Annotated in this window: 15 protein-coding genes; 14 read left to right on the plus strand and 1 reads right to left on the minus strand. The window is 35.0% G+C overall.

What is annotated here, in order from left to right:
• Positions 1–17: 17 nt before the first annotated feature.
• Positions 18–995, plus strand: a complete 978-nt coding sequence (locus VOI54_RS04595; protein ID WP_326281540.1) for a DUF4837 family protein — start codon at positions 18–20, stop codon at positions 993–995.
• Between the two features lie 69 nt (positions 996–1,064).
• Here VOI54_RS04595 and tatA read toward each other — a convergent pair whose 3' ends face one another.
• Positions 1,065–1,247: a twin-arginine translocase TatA/TatE family subunit gene (gene tatA / locus VOI54_RS04600; protein WP_326281541.1), complete on the minus strand. Its 183-nt coding sequence runs from the start codon at positions 1,245–1,247 to the stop codon at positions 1,065–1,067.
• Positions 1,248–1,398: 151 nt separating this feature from the next.
• Here tatA and VOI54_RS04605 point away from each other — a divergent pair, with 151 nt between their 5' ends.
• From VOI54_RS04605 to VOI54_RS04665, 13 genes are read left to right on the plus strand one after another with little or no spacing between them, the layout of a single operon-like run.
• The gene (locus VOI54_RS04605; protein WP_326281542.1) at positions 1,399–2,268 is read left to right on the plus strand and encodes a M23 family metallopeptidase; all 870 of its coding nucleotides are present in this window, start codon (positions 1,399–1,401) and stop codon (positions 2,266–2,268) included.
• Entirely contained in the window at positions 2,269–3,762 is a 1,494-nt protein-coding gene (locus VOI54_RS04610; RefSeq protein WP_326281543.1) for a GH3 auxin-responsive promoter family protein, read from the plus strand.
• A gap of 38 nt (positions 3,763–3,800) precedes the next feature.
• Positions 3,801–5,489 carry a DUF6909 family protein gene (locus VOI54_RS04615; RefSeq protein WP_326281544.1) on the plus strand — a complete coding sequence of 563 codons (1,689 nt, stop codon included), beginning with the start codon at positions 3,801–3,803 and terminating at the stop codon, positions 5,487–5,489.
• A gap of 4 nt (positions 5,490–5,493) precedes the next feature.
• A complete protein-coding gene (locus tag VOI54_RS04620; RefSeq protein ID WP_326281545.1) occupies positions 5,494–6,567 on the plus strand; it encodes a hypothetical protein in 1,074 nt (357 codons plus the stop codon).
• 1 nt (position 6,568) lies between these two features.
• The gene (rfbB, locus tag VOI54_RS04625) at positions 6,569–7,615 is read left to right on the plus strand and encodes a dTDP-glucose 4,6-dehydratase (protein WP_326281546.1); all 1,047 of its coding nucleotides are present in this window, start codon (positions 6,569–6,571) and stop codon (positions 7,613–7,615) included.
• A gap of 6 nt (positions 7,616–7,621) precedes the next feature.
• Positions 7,622–8,488, plus strand: coding sequence for a glucose-1-phosphate thymidylyltransferase RfbA (gene rfbA / locus VOI54_RS04630; RefSeq protein WP_326281547.1), 867 nt, complete (start codon positions 7,622–7,624; stop codon positions 8,486–8,488).
• The gene (gene rfbC, locus VOI54_RS04635) at positions 8,488–9,042 is read left to right on the plus strand and encodes a dTDP-4-dehydrorhamnose 3,5-epimerase (protein WP_326281548.1); all 555 of its coding nucleotides are present in this window, start codon (positions 8,488–8,490) and stop codon (positions 9,040–9,042) included. The genes rfbA and rfbC overlap by 1 nt, the downstream gene beginning before the upstream one ends.
• On the plus strand, positions 9,032–9,820 hold the full coding sequence (gene rfbD, locus VOI54_RS04640) for a dTDP-4-dehydrorhamnose reductase (protein WP_326281549.1): 789 nt from the start codon (positions 9,032–9,034) through the stop codon (positions 9,818–9,820). The genes rfbC and rfbD overlap by 11 nt, the downstream gene beginning before the upstream one ends.
• A 3-nt stretch (positions 9,821–9,823) precedes the next feature.
• Positions 9,824–10,951, plus strand: coding sequence for a non-hydrolyzing UDP-N-acetylglucosamine 2-epimerase (gene wecB, locus VOI54_RS04645; protein ID WP_326281550.1), 1,128 nt, complete (start codon positions 9,824–9,826; stop codon positions 10,949–10,951).
• Between the two features lie 2 nt (positions 10,952–10,953).
• The gene (gene wecC / locus VOI54_RS04650) at positions 10,954–12,174 is read left to right on the plus strand and encodes a UDP-N-acetyl-D-mannosamine dehydrogenase (protein WP_326281551.1); all 1,221 of its coding nucleotides are present in this window, start codon (positions 10,954–10,956) and stop codon (positions 12,172–12,174) included.
• Complete coding sequence (gmd, locus tag VOI54_RS04655; protein WP_326281552.1) at positions 12,171–13,286, plus strand: GDP-mannose 4,6-dehydratase; 1,116 nt, start codon at positions 12,171–12,173, stop codon at positions 13,284–13,286. The genes wecC and gmd overlap by 4 nt, the downstream gene beginning before the upstream one ends.
• A gap of 3 nt (positions 13,287–13,289) precedes the next feature.
• On the plus strand, positions 13,290–14,207 hold the full coding sequence (locus VOI54_RS04660; protein WP_326281553.1) for a GDP-L-fucose synthase family protein: 918 nt from the start codon (positions 13,290–13,292) through the stop codon (positions 14,205–14,207).
• A 2-nt stretch (positions 14,208–14,209) separates the two neighbouring features.
• Positions 14,210–15,370: a DegT/DnrJ/EryC1/StrS family aminotransferase gene (locus VOI54_RS04665; protein ID WP_326281554.1), complete on the plus strand. Its 1,161-nt coding sequence runs from the start codon at positions 14,210–14,212 to the stop codon at positions 15,368–15,370.
• Positions 15,371–15,386 lie beyond the last annotated feature (16 nt).

Consider the following 15,386-nt stretch of genomic DNA (forward strand, 5'->3'; position numbering starts at 1 on the left):
AAAAACGAAAACATATTATGCGATATATTCTTTTATCAGTATTGTCCTTAATTTTATTAACGTCTTGTGGAGACAAGAAAAAACCCAAAGATAAGTTCCTTCCTGATGCCTCTGGAGCCATTAACAATGTATCTGTGGTCACTGAGAATGAACTGTGGAATGGTAGCGTTGGCGAAGCGATTAGAGGGGTCTTGGCAAAACCTGTTTATGGATTGCCACAAGATGAACCTACGTTTACAATTAGCCAAATTCCTCCGGCAGTATTTTCAGGGTTTGTCACAAAAAACAGGACCGTTTTAAAAATTGAAACCAGCAAAGAAGCTCACATTAAAATTTTGGATGATGTCTATGCCAAACCGCAAAAAGTTATTGTGGTTTCTGGTAAAAGTAAACAGGAAATTATAGGTGTTATTGTTAAAAATGAAGCTAAGATTGTGGAGACCTTTAAAAACATGGAGTTGGCAGAAAGACAGAGACAAATGGCAAAATCACCTCATAGTTTTGAATCTATCAAAGAAAAATTAGGACTAACCATTCAGTTTGCTTCTATTTATAGAATAGCTAAAGAGACTGATAATTTTTTCTGGATTAGAAAGAATATCACAACCGGAACAAATAACTTGATGATTTATGAACTGCCTTTGGATGCTATAAAAAGAAATGATAGTGTGGTAGGTCAAATTATTAAAATTAGAGACTCTATTGGCAAAACATATGTGGAAGGCCCTGTTGAAAACTCATATATGTCTACACAAAATGCCTATACACCTTTTATAGACGAAACTATTTTAGACAATAAACCAACTTTTGAAACCAAGGGTGTTTGGAGAGTCAAGAATGCTTTTATGGGCGGGCCGTTTATTAATTATGCCATTGAGGATAAAATTAATAACCGTTGGATAGTTATTGAAGGTTTTGCCTTTGCGCCTTCAGTTGAAAAAAGAAACTATATGTTGGAATTGGAGTCTATTATTAAATCAGTAAAAATAGAATGATAAAAAAATTAAGGGTAATAAAAAAGACCAACATAATTGTTGGTCTTTTTTTATAAATAAATCTCGATGTTATTCTTTTTTATCCTCTGCATTATCTTCTTCTTTACTGGCATCTTTAAACTCTTTGATACCACTTCCTAATCCACGCATTAATTCAGGTATTTTTTTACCTCCAAATAATAATAAAACAACAACAACAATTAATGCAATTTGCCAGGGTCCTATGGCTAAGGGTAACATATATAAGCTCATAATAATGATTTAAAAAAACAAAGTTAATAATTAAAGTTTAATAAAAACCGTTTTATGTATAACTTTAGTGATTGGCAGTTAGATTTTATACTGTCAGACTTTAATTAAAGAACCTCACTTTTTAATAAATTCTATTTATTTTTGTTTTCACATGGCAGAGAAGAAAAAGAAACCCAAAAAAATAAGACGAAAATTACTGGATAAGTATCGTTTGGTCATACTTAATGAAAATACATTTGAAGAGCGTCTTACCTTTAAATTAACACGCTTAAATGTATTTGTAATGGCTTCTCTGATAGCTGTATTCTTTATCTTGTTAACGTATTTATTGATTGCTTTCACTCCACTCAGAGAGTATATTCCCGGCTATTCTTCAACAGCTTTAAAAAAGAAAGCTACAGAACTGAGCTTTAAAACAGATTCTCTGCAGCAGGTTATTTTTATGAATGACAGATATTATCAGTCTATTCGAAAAGTATTGACCGGTGATGTAAGCGCAGTAGGTTTTAATAAAGATTCTATTGTTGAAGCCGCAAAACTTGAAGCCAGTGAGGTGAATTTAGCTCCTATTGCAGAAGATTCACTTTTACGGGAAAAAGTAGATAAAGAGGATAAGTATAATTTATTTGAATCAGCTACATCAGCTACAAACTTTGTGTTATTTCCACCTGTGAGTGGCGAAATAAGCGAACCATACAATGCTAAAGAAAAACACTATGCTGTAGATATAGTTGTGGCTAAAGACACCCCAATTAAGGCAACAGCCGATGGCGTTGTTATTTTTGCAGAATGGACAGCCAGTACAGGTTATGTCATTATTATAGAACACAGCTATGGCTTAATTTCTGTGTATAAGCACAATGCCTCGCTAACCAAAGAGCAAGGGGATCTGGTTAAGGCAGGAGAAGTTATTGCCACAGCTGGAAGCACAGGGGAGCTATCTACCGGGCCGCATTTACATTTTGAACTTTGGAATGATGGTTATCCAATCAATCCAACAAACTTTATAGATTTTAAATAAATGATTTCACTAAAACCGGCTTTAGCAAAACCATTTGCAAAACGTATCTATAAGAAAATTCAAAAATGGGCCAATACTCCCATTAAAACCCAAAAAGCCGTTTTTCAGGAGCTTATTGCACAAGCTGCAGGAACTGAATTTGGCCAGGACCATGACTTTGTAAGTATAAATAATCATGAAGATTTTGTAAAACGTGTACCCATTAGGGATTATGAAGCACTTAAGCCCTATGTGGATAAAGTTGTAGCAGGAAAAGAGAATATACTTTGGAAGGGAAAACCTATTTATTTTGCAAAAACATCAGGGACCACTTCAGGATCAAAGTATATCCCCATTACTAAAGACAGTATGCCCAGTCATGTTGAGGCCGCCAGAAACGCTATTTTAATGTATATTCATGAAACAGGCAAAAGTCAGTTTGTAAATGGTAAGATGATCTTTTTACAGGGCAGCCCGATTCTTAAAGAACAAAACGGAGTTCAATTAGGGAGATTATCAGGCATTGTAGCTCATTATGTACCAAAATACCTCCAAAAAAACAGGTTGCCTTCATGGAACACCAATTGTATTGAAGATTGGGAGACAAAGGTTGATGCTATAGTAGAAGAGACTTTACCGGAGAATATGACAGTCATTTCAGGAATTCCATCATGGGTGCAAATGTATTTTGAAAAGCTTCAGCAAAGAACAGGTGAAAAAGTAGGCGACATCTTTAAAAACTTTAATTTATTCATTTTTGGAGGCGTTAATTACGAACCGTATCGCGCTAAATTTGAGAATTTAATAGGCCGTAAAGTGGATAGTATAGAACTCTATCCTGCCAGTGAGGGTTTTTTTGCATTTCAAGACAAACAGAACGAGAAAGGAATGCTGTTGCAACTAAACTCAGGCATTTTTTATGAGTTTATTAAAGCTGATGAGTTTTTTAATGAAAATCCAAAACGCATCACTATTGCAGATGTTGAGGTAGGTGTAAATTATGTAATGATCATTTCTACAAATGCAGGCCTTTGGGCATACAATATAGGGGATACCGTAGAATTTACATCAATAAAGCCATACAAGGTTGTAGTCTCCGGAAGAATTAAGCATTTTATTTCAGCATTTGGAGAACATGTTATAGGAAAAGAGGTAGAGCAAGCCATGCAGGAATCAACGCTAAATACAGATATAAGAGTTTCGGAATTTACTGTAGCACCACAGATCAACCCCCAAGAGGGGTTGCCTTACCACGAGTGGTTTATAGAGTTTGAGAACGGGCCCGAAGATCTGTCTGGATTAGCAACAAGGATAGATGAGTCCTTACAAAGACAAAACACCTATTACTTTGATTTAATTCAAGGTAAAGTGCTACAGCCCCTTAAAATAAGTAAAGTTAAAAAAGGAGGGTTTCAGGGCTATATGAAATCCGTTGGAAAATTGGGCGGGCAAAACAAGCTCCCCAGATTGTCAAACGACAGAAAAATTGTCGACCATTTTTCCAGTGCAGATTGATATAAATAATAGTATCTTTGGCAAGAATTTAAGGACACATGAGTAACAAGAAACATCACGTAAGAACAAGAGCTCAGGAGAGCTCAAACGCTATTGAGCGGATGTATATTACCATGCGTCATTTATTCAACAGGGGCTTTTATAAACCTATGGGGATTTCCGGTGAAACCTTAAGGCAAGCCTTATTACTTTTAAGGCCGGAAATTTATGGTTCGGTAGGAGAAGAAAAAGCAGAGCTTGAAGGCCTGTTGTATGTTATAGACCGATTACCTCAAGGTATTGAAGAGTGTACTTTTATTAACCTCACCAGTGATGAAGGCTATTCAAATTCTCATTTTAAACCCATTATCCCGGAAAAACGTCGTCGGAATTGCTATAGGATAGATGATGAACAGATGAATATTGAGATTACTAGAGGGCGATCTGAAATCTATGATATTTTAACGCATTTAACCTTTCTGTTTATTGAATCTCATAAAATAGGTAATCGTGTTTTAATTAATGAAGAAGGCGCTACCACCAGAGATTGGATGAAGCTTGAGAAAGTGGTGTTATCAAAAAAGAAACTCACTTTACAAGAACGGGAAATAGCTTTAACACATGCCGCTAATATTTTAGGGAGAACCTTTGATGAACTTAATGGTATTTATGAATCGTTTGCTTTAAAAACGCAGTCGGAAAGGTTTCTGCATATTATTTACTGGTTGGGTAAATTAGCCATAGAAGAATTGGTTAATAATAATAAGAGAACTGTAACCTTTAGCCCGGTTTTAAGAGAGCGCATAGGGCATCATATTCATGGCGAAATATGGGCCGATACCATTAAAGAAACATTATATAAAGCAGATCTACTTGAACGGCCAATTCATATAATAAGTGCCAATATGCACAGTGTGATGAATACGCTGTTTGCTGTTAAAACCTTGAAATCAAAAACCCAAAAAAAGGATATTTTTGCCATTTATGAATCATTAAGCCAAAAAGAAAATGAGAGTTTAAGAAAAAAAGTGGAAAAAGAAGCGCTACAAAATGGTATGATTTATATTAAAGACGCTTCGCGGGCCAATATAGATGTTCAAATTTTTGATACTTCTAAAATGGATATATCCAAATTGGACATTCGTATTTCAGAGTCCGTCTTAAGTCAGGAAAAACCGGTGATATTGGTTATGGATTATGCTTTTGGTGAGCAGGCTTACGAAACCATTGATGAGCTTATGAAGCCCTATAAAGTAAATGGCAATGAAATTTACTTAAATGTTGAATCTGTTTCTATTATGGGTAAAGCAGGTATTCTGGAAGGCGGCAAGGGTGACATTATGATACCGTCAGCACATATTTTTGAAGGGACTGCTGATAATTACCCGTTTAACAATGAGCTTAAAAAAGAAGATTTGGAAGGTCAGGGGGTTGCGGTTTATGAAGGAGCTATGATAACCGTTTTAGGGACCTCATTACAAAATAAGGATATACTAAAGTTCTTTTACAATTCAACATGGCAGGTTATAGGCCTGGAGATGGAAGGAGCACATTATCAAAAGGCTATTCAGGCCGCATCAAAAGTCAGGGGAAGTATACGAAGTGATGTCAAGGTAAGATACGCCTATTATGCCAGTGATAATCCTTTAGAAACCGGAGCGACTTTAGCATCTGGTGGTCTTGGGACATCAGGAGTAAGACCTACTTATTTAATAACAAGAACCATATTAGAACAAATACTTAATTAATATTATGAGTGAAAATTCAAAACAGCCACAACAATCTGAAGAGGTGGATTTAGGACAATTGTTTAAACTTATAGGCAATGCTTTTGAAAGGTTATTCAAGTTTATTGGCCATATTTTTTATAGCTTATTTTTAGCTTTTGTATGGTTTGTGTTTTTTGTAAAGAAGCACGTTATAAAACTGATTGTTGCAGGAGTTTTAGGGATAGGTTTGGGCACCGTTTTAGAAAAAACCTCAGAACCGGTTTACAAATCGTATATCACCATTAAGCAGAATTATGATACAGGAGAAAATCTGTATAATGCAATTAGTTATTATAATGACTTAGTCAGACAAAAGGATATAAATACCTTACAACAAGTATTAGAAATTGAATCAGAAGAAGCGGCTTCCATTTCAGATTTTGAAATAAAGTCTATTATTAGTGAAAATGAAAAGCTTAAGGAGTTTGATGAGTATCTTCAAACGTTGGATACCACGGTAGCAAAAACAGTAGAATATGAAAATTTTTTAGAAAACTTAAAGGATTACAAACACCGATATCAACAGATAACTATTAAAGCTAAAGAGCGCAATAATTTTAAAACTGTTTTTGATAAGATTATTGATAATGTGAATTCCAATACTTATTTTAAGCGGGAGCAAAGTAAAGATTTAAATGAGCTAAAAGAACGCGCTTCTGCAATTCATAGGTCATTAGTTAAGTCAGATACTTTGTTGGCGGTTTACCAAAAGGCTATAGTCAAAGCGGCAGAAAACAATACGGATTTTCAGGCCAAAATCACTATTGAGAATAAGGACACTGGAAGCTCTACTAAGGAGTTTGAATTGCATACCAAAGATTTGGAGCTGAGACAAGAATTGGTTGAGATAGAAAGAGGAATGGTTGATAAAGAGCATATTGTTGAAATTACATCCAGTAAACAAGATAGTGGTACCATAGATGACAAAAAGGAGTTTCTAGGAGTGAAGCTGAGCCCAAAGCTCTATTTTGCGATTATATTAACTATACTCACATTTATAGGACTATTAGGGCTACATTTTGTTAAATTTTTAGAACGTTATAAAGACAAGGTTTAGCATGAACATTTTAATAACCGGAGGAGCGGGGTTTATTGGATCTCATGTGGTAAGATTATTTGTTAAGAAATATTCCGGTTATCATATATTTAATTTAGATGCACTGACCTATGCAGGGAATCTGGAAAATTTAAAAGATCTTGAAAATAGGCCCAATTATACCTTTATAAAAGGAGATATAACTGATGAAAACCATATAAATACACTATTTAATAAGTATAGGTTTGATGGGGTTATTCATTTGGCGGCAGAATCGCACGTAGATCGATCTATAAAAGACCCTTTGGCTTTTGTAAAAACAAATGTTATTGGCACCATTAATCTTTTAAATGCGTTTAAAAATATCTGGAATGAAGACTATAAGGGTAAGCTGTTTTACCATATCAGTACAGATGAGGTTTACGGTACTTTAGGGGAAACCGGCCTGTTTACGGAAACCTCGTCCTATGATCCAAATTCTCCTTATTCGGCTTCTAAAGCAAGTTCGGATCACTTTGTAAGAGCGTATGGGGAAACTTATAAATTACCTTATGTTATTAGCAATTGTTCCAATAATTATGGGCCCAATCAATTTCCGGAGAAATTAATTCCGTTATTTATAAATAACATTATGAATAGCAAGCCACTTCCGGTTTATGGTGACGGAAACTATACCAGGGATTGGTTGTATGTAAAAGATCATGCTAAGGCAGTTGATTTAGTATTTCATAAGGCAGAACATGGAGAGACCTACAACATAGGAGGCTTCAATGAATGGAAAAATATTGATTTAGTCAGGTTGTTATGTCAGAAAATGGATGATAAATTGGAAAGGCATGAAGGAACATCTGAAAAATTAATAACCTATGTAAAAGACCGTCCCGGACACGATTTAAGGTATGCTATTGACGCGTCTAAGATTAAAGAAGAACTCGGTTGGGAACCATCAGTGACCTTTGAGGAAGGCCTGGAAAAAACCATAGATTGGTATTTGAATAATAAAGATTGGTTGGATCATGTAACTAGTGGCGAATATCAAGCCTATTATGATAAGCAATATGCTAAATAAGCAGAAATGAAAGGAATTATACTAGCAGGAGGGTCAGGAACAAGGTTATACCCATTAACCTTGTCAATAAGTAAACAATTGATGCCTATTTATGATAAACCTATGATCTATTACCCCTTATCTACATTGATGTATGCTGGTATAAACGAGATCTTAATTATAGCGACTCCTAAAGATTTGCCTTTATTTAAAGATTTATTGGGAGATGGTAAGACCTATGGGTGCAGGTTTGAATATGCTGAACAACTTCAGCCTAATGGCCTGGCAGAAGCTTTTATAATTGGAGAAAATTTCATAGGTGATGATAAAGTTGCCCTGATTTTAGGCGATAATATTTTTTATGGAACAGGCCTGGCAAAACGCTTACAGGCTAATAACGATCCTGAGGGAGGCATTATTTATGCCTATAGAGTGCATGACCCGGAACGTTATGGTGTTGTAGAGTTTGATAGTGATGGAAAAGCAATTTCAATAGAGGAAAAGCCTAAAGATCCTAAATCTAATTATGCGGTTCCGGGCATTTATTTCTATGATAATTCGGTGATTGAGATTGCCAAAAATATAACCCCAAGCAACAGGGGTGAACTTGAAATAACGGATGTAAATCAGACCTATCTTGAACAGGGAATGTTGAATGTGTCTATATTGGATAGGGGTACGGCTTGGTTAGATACAGGAACGTTCCAGTCATTAATGCAGGCCTCTCAATTTGTTGAAGTTATTGAGGAGCGACAAGGTTTAAAAATAGGATCTATTGAGGCAGCGGCTTATGAGATGGGGTATATAGATACCAATCAGTTTAAAGCGATAGCAGAATCCCTGCTTAAAAGTGGATATGGTAAAAAGTTGTTAGGGCTATTGAAAAATAAATAATGACATTAACAGAAACATTTTTAGAAGGTTGTTTTGTTATAGAACCTCAGATTTTTGAGGATAAAAGAGGGGGCTTTTTTGAAGCATTTAATAAAAAAGTATTTGAAAGCAAAACCGGTATTGCAACCCATTTTGTACAGGATAATATTTCTGTCTCAAAAAAAGGTGTTTTAAGAGGATTACATTTTCAAAAGGGGGACTTTGCCCAGGCTAAATTAGTAAGTGTGCTTAAAGGAAAGGTATTGGATGTTTGTGTAGATATAAGGAAAACCTCTCCAACCTTTGGAGAACATTTTTCAATCATTTTAGATGAGGAAAACCGTAAGCAAGTGTATATCCCAAAGGGATTTGCCCACGGGTTTTTAGCTTTGGCAGATAACACCATTTTTTCCTATAAATGTGATAACTATTATAATAAAGGTTCTGAATCGGGAATTCTATACAACGATGAAGCCTTGAATATCGATTGGGAGTTGCCTACTTCAGATTTGATACTATCCGAAAAAGATCAGGAACTAAAGCCGTTTAAAATAGTGACCAATAATGAAGACTAAGATTCTAGTAACCGGGGCAGGAGGACAGTTAGGAAAGACCATTGAAGAACTTTATAAGGATAATGACCAAGACCTGGGTTTTGTTTTCACCAACAAAACTATTTTAGATATCGCAAATAAAGTAGCTTTAGAAGAGTTTTTTTTAAACAATAAATTTGATTACTGTATAAACTGTGCCGCCTATACCGATGTAGAGCAGGCCGAAAAAACACCGAAAATAGCTTTTAAAGTAAATGCGGAAGGGGTGAAAAATTTAGCAGAGGCATGTAAAGACTCTAAAACGGTCTTAATTCATATATCGACTGATTATGTATTTGATGGCGAAAAAGAAGCCCCCTATACAATAGATGATATACCAAATCCGATTAATGAATATGGAAAATCGAAATTATTGGGAGAACACTATATTCAAGATATTTTAGATCAATATTTTATAGTAAGAACGTCATGGTTATATAGTAAAATCTATGGCCATAATTTTTATAGAACCATTTTAAAAAAGGCCAAAACAGAACAAGAACTTTTTATTGCTGCAGATCAAATAGGCTGCCCTACTAATACTGTTAACTTGAGTAATTTTATTATTAGTTTGATTCAAAATAAACAAGCCGAGTTTGGGCTGCATCACTTTTGTGATGATGACGTAATGACCTGGTATGATTTTGCAAAAAAAATAATTGATGAGAATGGGTTAATAAGTAAGATAAAGCTCCATAAAACCAAGAAATATGTTACTTTTGCAGTCAGACCTAAATATAGTGTTTTGGCCAAATCTTAATAAATGAAGAAAAAGAACTTAATTGTTTTTGGAACCAGACCAGAAGCCATAAAAATGGCGCCTTTGGTAAAGGAGTTTTTTAAACATCAAGATCGTTTTGAAACAAAAGTTTGTATAACGGCTCAACATAGAGAAATGTTAGATCAGGTTCTCAGTTTTTTTGAAATTAAGCCGGATTATGATTTGAATTTAATGAAGCCCGATCAAAATTTATACTCATTAACGGCAGATATTATTACGAATCTAAAACCGGTTTTAGAAGATTTTAAACCGGATTATGTATATGTCCACGGCGATACCACCACCACCATGGCCACAAGTATAGCTGCTTTTTATTCTGGTGCTAAGGTATGCCATGTAGAAGCAGGGCTGAGGACCTTTAATAAACTATCACCATTTCCTGAGGAAATAAACAGAAGTGTTACCGGGAGAATTTGTGATTTTCACTTTTCACCTACGTCTACTTCAAAGGATAATTTAGTACGAGAAAATATTAGTGATAAAAGCATATTGATTACTGGAAATACGGTAATTGATGCCTTACAATTTAGTACTCAAAAAGTTGAATCTCCTGATTTTAAAGACGCAGAAATCGAAGATTTAAAAAAAGCTTTGGATAATTCAAAAAGATTGATTTTAGTAACAGGGCATAGAAGAGAAAATCATGGGCAAGGTTTTATAAACATTTGTAAAGCTCTTCAGGTTGTAGCAATTAAGAACCCCAATGTTCAAATTATTTATCCGGTACATTTAAACCCTAACGTTCAAAAACCGGTATATGAGCTTTTGAGTGAAGTTGAAAATATTAGATTGATTTCGCCCCTATCATATCCTGCTTTTGTATGGCTAATGAATCAATCGTATTTAATTATCACGGATAGTGGAGGCGTACAGGAGGAAGCCCCTAGTTTGGGCAAACCTGTTCTAGTTATGCGTGACACAACTGAAAGGCCTGAAGCTGTAGATACAGGTACAGTGATTTTAGTAGGAACAAATAAGGAGCGTATAATTTCAGAAGCAGAAAAACTCTTAAAAGATGAAGAGGCTTATCAGGGTATGAGTAAGTTACATAACCCTTATGGAGATGGAAAAGCTTGTGAACGTATTGTAGAATATATTTCAAGAAATTAGGAATGGAAAATAAACCTAGTGTTATAATGATTGGTTTAGGGTACATAGGCCTCCCAACCGCCGCTTTAATTGCACAAAACAAAACTCATGTTCATGGGGTTGATATAAATCCCAAGGTGGTTCAAACAATAAATGAAGGAAAGGTCCATATTGTTGAACCGGAGCTGGATGAAGCTGTTGCAAATGCGGTTAAACAAGGTTATTTAAAAGCCGATACAGAACCAGTTGAGGCTAACACCTATTTAATTGTGGTTCCGACGCCTTTTAAAGGTAAAAACGAACCGGATATTTCTTTTGTAGAAGCTGCTACAAAGGCGATCATTCCGTTGTTAAAAGAAGACGATCTTTATATTATTGAATCTACTTCTCCGATAGGAACTACAGAAAAAATGATGAGTCTTATATACTCTGAGCGCCCTGAATTAAAAGGAAAACTTAATATTGCCTATTGTCCGGAACGTGTATTACCCGGTAATGTGATGTATGAGTTGGTTCATAATGATAGAGTAATAGGTGGGATTGATTCACCGTCGACTGATAAAGCAGTTGATTTTTATCGTCAATTTATAAAAGGAGATTTGCATAAAACAAATGCACGTACAGCTGAGATGTGTAAACTGGTGGAAAACTCTTCCAGAGATGTGCAAATTGCTTTTGCAAATGAACTCTCTTTAATTTGCAATAAAGCAGACATCAACGTTTGGGAACTAATAAACCTTGCTAATAAACACCCAAGAGTAAATATTTTACAGCCCGGATGTGGTGTAGGAGGGCATTGTATTGCGGTAGACCCCTATTTTATAGTAGCCGATTATCCAATGGAATCCCAAATCATAGGTAAAGCCAGAGAAATTAATAATTATAAATCGTTTTGGTGTGCTGAGAAGATTAAGGCAGCAAAATTGGAATTTGAGCTTGTAAATGGAAGAAAGCCAAGCATTGCCCTTATGGGGTTAGCTTTTAAACCTAATATTGACGATTTAAGGGAATCTCCCGCCAAGTATATTGTTCAGAAAGTTCTGCAAAATGCAAATAACGAAGAGTACTACATTGTTGAGCCAAATATAGATTCCCATAAAGTTTTTAAACTGACAAATTATAAGGAAGCGGTTGAAAAATCTGATATTGTGGTGTTTTTGGTAGCTCATAGAGAGTTTAGAGAACTTGAATTATTAAATAACAAAGTTGTGCTGGATTTTTGTGGAATAAATAAAAAATTATGAAAAAAGTAGCTTTAATAACAGGGGTAACAGGTCAGGACGGTGCTTACTTAAGTGAGTTTTTATTAAAAAAGGGATATCAAGTTCATGGTATAAAAAGAAGGTCATCGTTGTTTAATACGGATAGAATTGATCATATTTATGAAGACCCCCATGTAGAAAACCAGAATTTCCATCTGCATTATGGAGATATGACAGACGGCAGTAATTTAACTCGCCTGATTAAGGAGGTTCAACCAGATGAAGTTTACAACTTGGCTGCTATGAGCCACGTGCGCGTTTCATTTGAGATTCCTGAATACACTGCTAATGCTGATGGTTTAGGAACTCTAAGGATTTTGGATGCTGTACGTTTTTTGGGTTTGGAAAAAAAAACCAAAATTTATCAAGCATCCACTTCTGAACTTTACGGTAAGGTACAAGAAGTTCCACAATCGGAAACTACTCCTTTTTATCCAAGAAGTCCGTATGCTGTGGCAAAGATGTATGCGTATTGGATTACCGTTAACTATAGAGAGGCATATGGAATGTTTGCTTGTAACGGCATTTTGTTTAATCACGAATCTCCCATAAGAGGCGAGACCTTTGTAACTAGGAAAATTACAAGGGCGGTTTCAAGAATAGCCTTAGGGCTACAGGAAAAGTTTTATCTTGGAAATTTGGAAGCTCAGCGTGATTGGGGGCATGCCAAGGACTATGTGCGCATGATGTGGATGGTGTTACAGGCAGAAACGGCAGAAGATTGGGTGATCGCTACCGGTAAAACGACAACGGTAAGGGATTTTGTTAAAATGAGTTTTAATCAAGTAGGGATAGAATTAGAGTTTAAGGGAGCTGGAAAAGAAGAAAAGGGATTTATAAAATCATGTAGCAACCCAAATTATCGGGTAGGAATAGGTCAAGAAATACTTTCAATAGATCCAAGGTATTTTAGACCAACCGAAGTTGATTTATTAATTGGTGATGCTTCTAAAGCAAAGAACAAGTTGGGTTGGGTTCCTGAATATGAATTAGAGGATTTGGTAAAAGATATGATGACGAGTGATTTAAAGTTGATGAAAAAGGATCAATACTTAAAAGATGGAGGCTATGGGATTAAAAATTATTTTGAGTAAAGAATGAGAGTTTTATTGACAGGAGCCAGTGGGATGGTTGGCAGGAATATTTTGGAACACCATTCAATAAATGAGTATACCTTATTAAAACCATCAAGCAGAGAATTAAATTTGTTGGATTTTAGTGAAGTAAATGATTATTTAAAAATCAACAAACCTGAATTTATTATACATGCGGCTGGGTTAGTTGGGGGGATTCAAGCGAATATGGCTGATCCAGTAGGGTTTTTGGTAAAAAACTTGGATATGGGAAGAAATTTGATTCTTGGAGCCAAAGAAAACAACATTTATAATTTGATGAATATCTCAAGTTCCTGTATGTATCCCCGGAATGGAATTAATCCTTTAAAGGAAGAACTTATTTTAACAGGTCAATTAGAACCCACAAATGAGGGCTATGCTTTAGCTAAAATCGTATCTACTAAATTATGTGAATATATTAGCTCAACAGATAGCAGGTTTAATTATAAAACGGTTATTCCTTGTAATTTATTTGGCCGGTATGATAAATTTTCCCCACAGAACTCACATATGTTACCTGCTGTAATTAGGAAGATACATGAAGCAAAATTTAACGGGAATAGAAGCGTGAGTATTTGGGGAAATGGTAAATCTCGAAGGGAGTTTATGTATGCTGGTGATATTGCAGACTTTATTTGGTATGCCATTAAAAACTTTAAAAATATGCCTCAAAACGTTAATGTTGGACTGGGGTATGATTATTCAATAGATGATTACTATTCCATAATTGCAAAGGTAATTGGGTATGATGTTGATTTCGAATATGATTTAACGAAGCCCTCTGGAATGAAACAAAAAGTAGTTAATATTTCTAAGCTTGAAGCTTTTGGTTGGACTAGCCAAGTAAGTTTGGAAGAAGGAATAAAAAAAACATATGAATTCTTTAAATCGCAAAATTAATTATGAAATACCCATTAGCATCTTCAACTTGGGATGATAAAGAACTAAAAGCTATTCAGTCCGTTATTGATACAGATATGTATACAATGGGAGAAAAGGTATTAGAATTTGAGCAAAGCTTCTCTTCTTTTTTGGGCTCTAACTATTGTGTTATGGTCAATTCCGGTTCATCCGCAAATTTATTGGCTATCGCGGCATTATTTTATACTAAAGAACCAAAACTTTCTAAGGGAGACGAGGTCATTGTTCCTGCCGTATCTTGGTCAACTACCTATTTTCCCTTATATCAATATGGATTGAAACTTAAATTCGTTGATATTGATTTAAATACATTGAATTACAATGTTAAGGATTTGGAAGCTGCTGTTACTTCCAATACTAAAATGATTTTGGCTGTTAATTTACTAGGGAACCCGAATGATTTTGATGCAATAAATAAAATTATAGAAGGTAAAAACATTTTAGTATTGGAAGATAATTGTGAATCCATGGGTGCTGAGTACAAAGGAAAACAAGCTGGAACCTTTGGTGTAATGGGAACTTTTTCTACTTTTTTTTCTCACCATATGGCTACTATGGAGGGAGGTTTTATTTCGACAAATGATAGAGAGTTATACCATATTCTCCTTTCATTAAGATCTCATGGTTGGACAAGGCATCTTCCCAAAGAAAATGAAGTCTCTAACAAAAGTGAAGATTGGTTTACAGAATCATTTCGTTTTGTTTTGCCAGGTTATAATCTAAGACCGGTTGAAATGAGTGGAGCTATTGGAGTTGAACAACTTAAAAAGCTCTCAGGGTTTTTAAAAAACAGGAGAGATAATGCCGTGTATTTCCGAAGCTTGTTTCAAGACCATAAAGATTTTTTAATTCAAAAGGATCAAGATAATAGTAGTTGGTTTGGCTTTAGCTTAATTATACGTCCGGAATCTGATTTAAAAAGGAAAGATGTGATTGAGATACTCCAAAAAAACCATATTGATTCCAGACCCATTGTAACGGGAGATTTTACGAAAAATGAAGTTTTAAGGTATTTTGATTATGAAATTTTTGGAGATTTAAAGAATGCGAAATATCTGGATGCTAACGGTCTTTTTGTTGGAAATCATCAAATTCCTTTAAAAGATGAGATCAAATATTTATTTGATGTATTAAGCATTTAGATTTTGACTTGATTAA

This window comes from Alterotamlana spongicola (genome assembly GCF_035818475.1).
GTDB lineage: Bacteria > Bacteroidota > Bacteroidia > Flavobacteriales > Flavobacteriaceae > Cognatitamlana.

Bases quoted from the DNA above. Each gene is read 5' to 3' on its own strand.
- VOI54_RS04595 (WP_326281540.1), top strand. From the start codon at position 18: ATGCGATATATTCTTTTATCAGTATTGTCCTTAATTTTATTAACGTCT.
- tatA (WP_326281541.1), bottom strand. From the start codon at position 1,247: ATGAGCTTATATATGTTACCCTTAGCCATAGGACCCTGGCAAATTGCA.
- VOI54_RS04605 (WP_326281542.1), top strand. From the start codon at position 1,399: ATGGCAGAGAAGAAAAAGAAACCCAAAAAAATAAGACGAAAATTACTG.
- VOI54_RS04610 (WP_326281543.1), top strand. From the start codon at position 2,269: ATGATTTCACTAAAACCGGCTTTAGCAAAACCATTTGCAAAACGTATC.
- VOI54_RS04615 (WP_326281544.1), top strand. From the start codon at position 3,801: ATGAGTAACAAGAAACATCACGTAAGAACAAGAGCTCAGGAGAGCTCA.
- VOI54_RS04620 (WP_326281545.1), top strand. From the start codon at position 5,494: ATGAGTGAAAATTCAAAACAGCCACAACAATCTGAAGAGGTGGATTTA.
- rfbB (WP_326281546.1), top strand. From the start codon at position 6,569: ATGAACATTTTAATAACCGGAGGAGCGGGGTTTATTGGATCTCATGTG.
- rfbA (WP_326281547.1), top strand. From the start codon at position 7,622: ATGAAAGGAATTATACTAGCAGGAGGGTCAGGAACAAGGTTATACCCA.
- rfbC (WP_326281548.1), top strand. From the start codon at position 8,488: ATGACATTAACAGAAACATTTTTAGAAGGTTGTTTTGTTATAGAACCT.
- rfbD (WP_326281549.1), top strand. From the start codon at position 9,032: ATGAAGACTAAGATTCTAGTAACCGGGGCAGGAGGACAGTTAGGAAAG.
- wecB (WP_326281550.1), top strand. From the start codon at position 9,824: ATGAAGAAAAAGAACTTAATTGTTTTTGGAACCAGACCAGAAGCCATA.
- wecC (WP_326281551.1), top strand. From the start codon at position 10,954: ATGGAAAATAAACCTAGTGTTATAATGATTGGTTTAGGGTACATAGGC.
- gmd (WP_326281552.1), top strand. From the start codon at position 12,171: ATGAAAAAAGTAGCTTTAATAACAGGGGTAACAGGTCAGGACGGTGCT.
- VOI54_RS04660 (WP_326281553.1), top strand. From the start codon at position 13,290: ATGAGAGTTTTATTGACAGGAGCCAGTGGGATGGTTGGCAGGAATATT.
- VOI54_RS04665 (WP_326281554.1), top strand. From the start codon at position 14,210: ATGAAATACCCATTAGCATCTTCAACTTGGGATGATAAAGAACTAAAA.